This window comes from Thauera phenylacetica B4P (assembly GCF_000310225.1).
Classification (GTDB): domain Bacteria; phylum Pseudomonadota; class Gammaproteobacteria; order Burkholderiales; family Rhodocyclaceae; genus Thauera; species Thauera phenylacetica.
In genome coordinates this window covers 1-4266 of the sequence record NZ_AMXF01000296.1, presented here as the reverse complement: position 1 = coordinate 4266, position 4266 = coordinate 1, and the positions used below count along the sequence as shown (strand labels likewise).

Sequence of the window (4266 nt, the reverse complement as noted above, 5' to 3'; positions counted from 1 at the left end):
GCGCCGGCAGGCGCGAATGCAGCCTCTCCGTTTCGCGACAACGCCAAATCAACCGCCGCTTTCGCGCCTGCCGGCGCTCCTACATGAACCGGCGCGGGTTTCATGCGCCGGGGCTAATCTCATTCGCGCCTGCCGGCGCTCCTACACAAACCGGCGCCCGTTTCATGCGCCGGGGCCAATCTCGTTCGCGCCTGCCGGCGCTCCTACATAAACCGGCGCGGACTGCGTGCGCCGGGGCTAATCTGATTCGCGACCACCGCCCTCTTACTGCCGCCCGCCGAACAACGGATACCGCGTCTCGCTGGTGAGCTGCAGCATCTGCGAGGTCGGCAGGATGTTGCTGACCACGCGGTTCCAGCGCGCGACGGCGGCGACATCGACATACACCACATCCCGCGGCAGCAGCGGGAAGCGCTCGGCCAGCAGCAGCGCATCCGGCGAGCGGGCGTTGAGGTGGAAGAGCTCGGAGCTGCCGTTGTCGGTGCGCATCACATACACCCACGCCGGGTCGGACGTGCTCTGGTTGACGAAGCCCGCATCGGACAGCGCCTCGGCGAGCGTGGTGCGGCGCTTGTTCATCATGAACGAGCCCGGGTTGCGCACCTCGCCGAGCACGAAGACCTTGTTGAGCTCGCGGTCGGGGACGTTGATGATGTCGCCCGGCTGCAGCAGCACGTTCTGGCTGACGTCGCCCTCCTCGTACAGCGCCTGCAGGTCGACGCGCCAGGTCTGGCCCTTGCGGGTGAGCAGCACGTTGCCGTGGTCGGCCTCTTCGGTGATGCCGCCGGCGCGATTGACCGCCTCGACCAGCGTCATGCGGATGTCGTCGATCGGCTGCAGGCCGGGCTTGGAGACTTCGCCGACGACATACACGCGCTTGCTGCGGAAGGAGACGATGCGCACGTCGAGCTGGACGTTTTCGATGACGCTGGCCATGCGCTTGGCGAGCAGCTTGCGGACCTCGCGGGTGGTGAGGCCGGCGACCTTCACCACGCCGGCGAAGGGGAAGAAGATGGTGCCGTCTTCGGCGACCAGGGTGCCGGACTGCTCGGCCGAGCGGTAGGAGCCGGCCGGGATGGTGATCTCGGGGTGGTCCCAGACGATGACGTTGATGATGTCGCCGGGGCCGAGCTTGTAGTCTTCGTAGTCGAAGCCGGGGATGCTCTTGTCGGCCTTGCCGCGGGTGGCGGTCTGGCCGCCGGCGTTGCCGCGGCGGAAGCGGGTCTCCTCGGCCTGGTGCTGGTCGATGATGAGCTGCGCGGTGATCGGCTGCAGCTTGACGTTGGCCGGAACCGTCTCGGCCCCCTCGGTGACCGGCAGCGGCACGGAGGATTCTTCGCGCATGAGGCTGCCGCTGGTGCCGGGGATGAGCGTGCAGCCGCCGATGGCCGCGGTGGCGAGGGCAACGAGGGCCGTGCGGATGAGGGTGGGGCTGCGGGGGGTGGCGCGGGGGGTGGCGCGGGTTTCGGCGCGGTCGTTGGCGCGGGCTACTGCGCAGTTGGCGGCGCGGGCTTCAGCGCGGGCAGTTGCGGCGCTGTGGGTGGCTGCGCTGTGGGTGGCTGCGCTGTGGGTGGCTGCGCTGTGGGTGGCTGCGTTGTGGGTGGCGGCGTTGTAGGTGGCGGCGTTGTAGGTGGCGGCGTGGTCGGCCGCGGCAACGTGGGCGATGCCGGCCATGTGGGCAAGGTCGGTGCCGGGCACGGTGCCACGGGCTGCGCCGCGGCGGGCGGTCCGGTCGGTGGTGAAGCGACTCATCGAAAACCCCGTTCGAGTTTTGCGGCCTGCCCGGCGCCCCCCTGCGGCGACGTCGCGGCTAGCCGTTTGTTTGCTTGCACGATATGCGTTACGAGTTTTTCGGCAATAGTGCCCAAAACGAGTCTTCATGCCGGTTTGAGGCGCCCTCAGCGGGCAACTCGGCGCGGCCCTTTATGAGCAAAAAGCGCGCCAGCAAATAGTGCATTGCACCAAAGCAGTGTCGAGTCAGTGTGTTACAGCCGGGTGAAACCCCGCCGACCCGCCTCTCCAATTTGCATTTTCGGAGAAGTGTAAAGATTCCCGACACCTTGTGGACCCCGTCGCGAGCAGTTCACGAGGAACTATTCCGCATTGCTGCATTGCAACACCAAAGATGGGCGAATTGTAGGGGATTACGGCAGCATGCGCAAAACCGGAGCCCGCCGCCGCCCACAACGAAGCACGCGACGGTTTATGTAGGAGCGCCAGCAGGCGCGAATCGGGCGCCCGGTCGCACGGCTGCGTTGGGCGTGGCCCATGCCGAACCGCCGCTTTCGCGCCTGCCGGCGCTCCTACAGGGCGGGGTCGCGCGCGAGACACTGGCCGCCATCGCGCGCGATGTTTGATGCCGGAACGCCGCGTGGGCGGAAGCACGACGCCATTCCCCCGACGGTTTATGAACGAACGCCGCACGGGGTGAGGCACGGCGCCATCCCGCGCAAGGGTGTATGTAGGAGCGCCGGCAGGCGCGAATGGGCCGCTGCGATCGCGCCTCTGCGTCGAGGTCGGCACGTGCCTTGATCCGCCCGCGGCGACGCGGGTTCGATCAATGACGCGACGGCGGCTCGCCGAAGATGGCCATGAGGCTCTCGGCGTCGAGCACGGCTTCGCTCCACTGCTCGAGCTGCGCTTCGCTGGCACTGGACAGACGTTGGCGGATCCACGAGGGCAACTCGCCGAAACGGCGGCTGAGCAGGCGCTCGAGCATGCGGACCTCGCCTTCCACACGCCCTTCGATCCGCCCTTCCACCCGCCCCTTCTTCTCGCCTTCGGCTTGAAACTCTTTTGCCCACTTTTCAATACGTTGCGAAAGCATGATCTTCAGTTCCTGCAGGTCGTCCAGCTCGGGGAGAAGGATGGGGGATTTGCGGTTGCGCCGCAAGGCGGCGCGCAGCCAGATGGCGATCACCCGGCGCACCGTGGCGTATTCGGGCTCGCGGGTGGCGGCCTCGACCTCGGCGACGATGCGTTGGACCCCTTCGAGCGTGTGCGGTTGCTCGAGCTGGAAGATCGCAGCGACGAGGTTGCGCGGCAGGCGGGCGAAGGTCGCGGGCGTGCACGCACCCTCGTCGATCAGCAGGTAGCGCATCGACGGCTGCAGCGGGGCGAGGAAGGCGGGAACCCGGGGCAGCAGCGCGTCGAGCGAGGTTGGCGCCTTCCAGCGCGGCTCGCCGTTGTAGAGCACGATCGGCAGCACCGGCGGGAGGAGCCCGTCGGGCCCGAGTTGCTTGCCGCGGACGAGGTCCTGGTAGAGCAGCCCGACGTACACGAGCATGCGCAGCGCCATGAAGCGGTCGATGCGGCTCTGGAATTCGATGAGCAGGTAGAGATAGACCCAGCGCTCGTCCGCCTTGACCCGCCAGACCACGTCGTCGGCGCGGTTGCGCAGGTCTTCGCTGACGTAATGGCCATTGACGAGCTCGAGCGTGGAGAAGTCGAGCCGCGCGAGCCACGGGTCGTCGATGAAGCCTTGCAGCAGATCGCGCACCATGAGCGGGTCGGAGAAGAGCAGCTTGTAGCCAGTGTCGTGATGGGCGGGCATGGAGGGCGTCGCGCGAAGGGAACGCCTCCGATTATTCTATTTGCATTCCCGGATGCCAAGCACGACGCGCCCGGGGTTTGGGTAGGCGCGCCACGCGGGGTGAGGCACGACGCCCTTTCGCACGACGGTTCATGTATGAACGCCGCGCGGGGTGAAGCACGACGCCATTCCCCCCCGACGGTTTATGAACGAACGCCACACGGGGTGAAGCACGGCGCCATCCCGCGCAAGGGTTTATGTAGGAGCGCCGGCAGGCGCGAATGGGGCGCCCGGTCGCACGGCTGCGTCGGGCGTGGCACACGCCGAACCGTCGCTTTCGCGCCTGCCGGCGCTCCTACAGGGCGGGCTCGCGCGCGAGACACTGGCCGCCATCGCGCGCGATGTTTGATGCCGGAACGCCGCGTGGGCGGAAGCACGACGCCATTCCCCCCGACGGTTCATGTATGAACGCCGCACGGGGTGAAGCACGGCGGCATCCCGCGCAAGGGTTTATGTAGGAGCGCCGGCAGGCGCGAATCGGGCGCCCGGTCGCACGACTGCGTCGGGCGTGGCACACGCCGAACCGCCGTTTTCGCGCCTGCCGGCGCTCCTACAGGGCGGTGTCGCGCGCGAGACACTGGCCGCCATCGCGCGCGATGTTTGATGCCGGAACGCCGCGCGGGCGGAAGCACGACGCCATTCGCGCCGACGGTTTATGAACGAACGCCGCACGG

Annotated in this window: 2 protein-coding genes; both read right to left on the bottom strand. The window is 67.7% G+C overall.

The genetic code is table 11. From position 1 onward, the window contains the following. Nucleotides 1-264: 264 nt before the first annotated feature. The gene (locus tag C667_RS20725; RefSeq protein ID WP_004381580.1) at nt 265-1752 is read right to left on the bottom strand and encodes a polysaccharide export protein; all 1488 of its coding nucleotides are present in this window, start codon (nt 1750-1752) and stop codon (nt 265-267) included. 805 nt (nt 1753-2557) lie between these two features. Continuing rightward, entirely contained in the window at nt 2558-3553 is a 996-nt protein-coding gene (locus C667_RS20720; RefSeq protein WP_004381579.1) for an Rpn family recombination-promoting nuclease/putative transposase, read from the bottom strand. Nucleotides 3554-4266 lie beyond the last annotated feature (713 nt).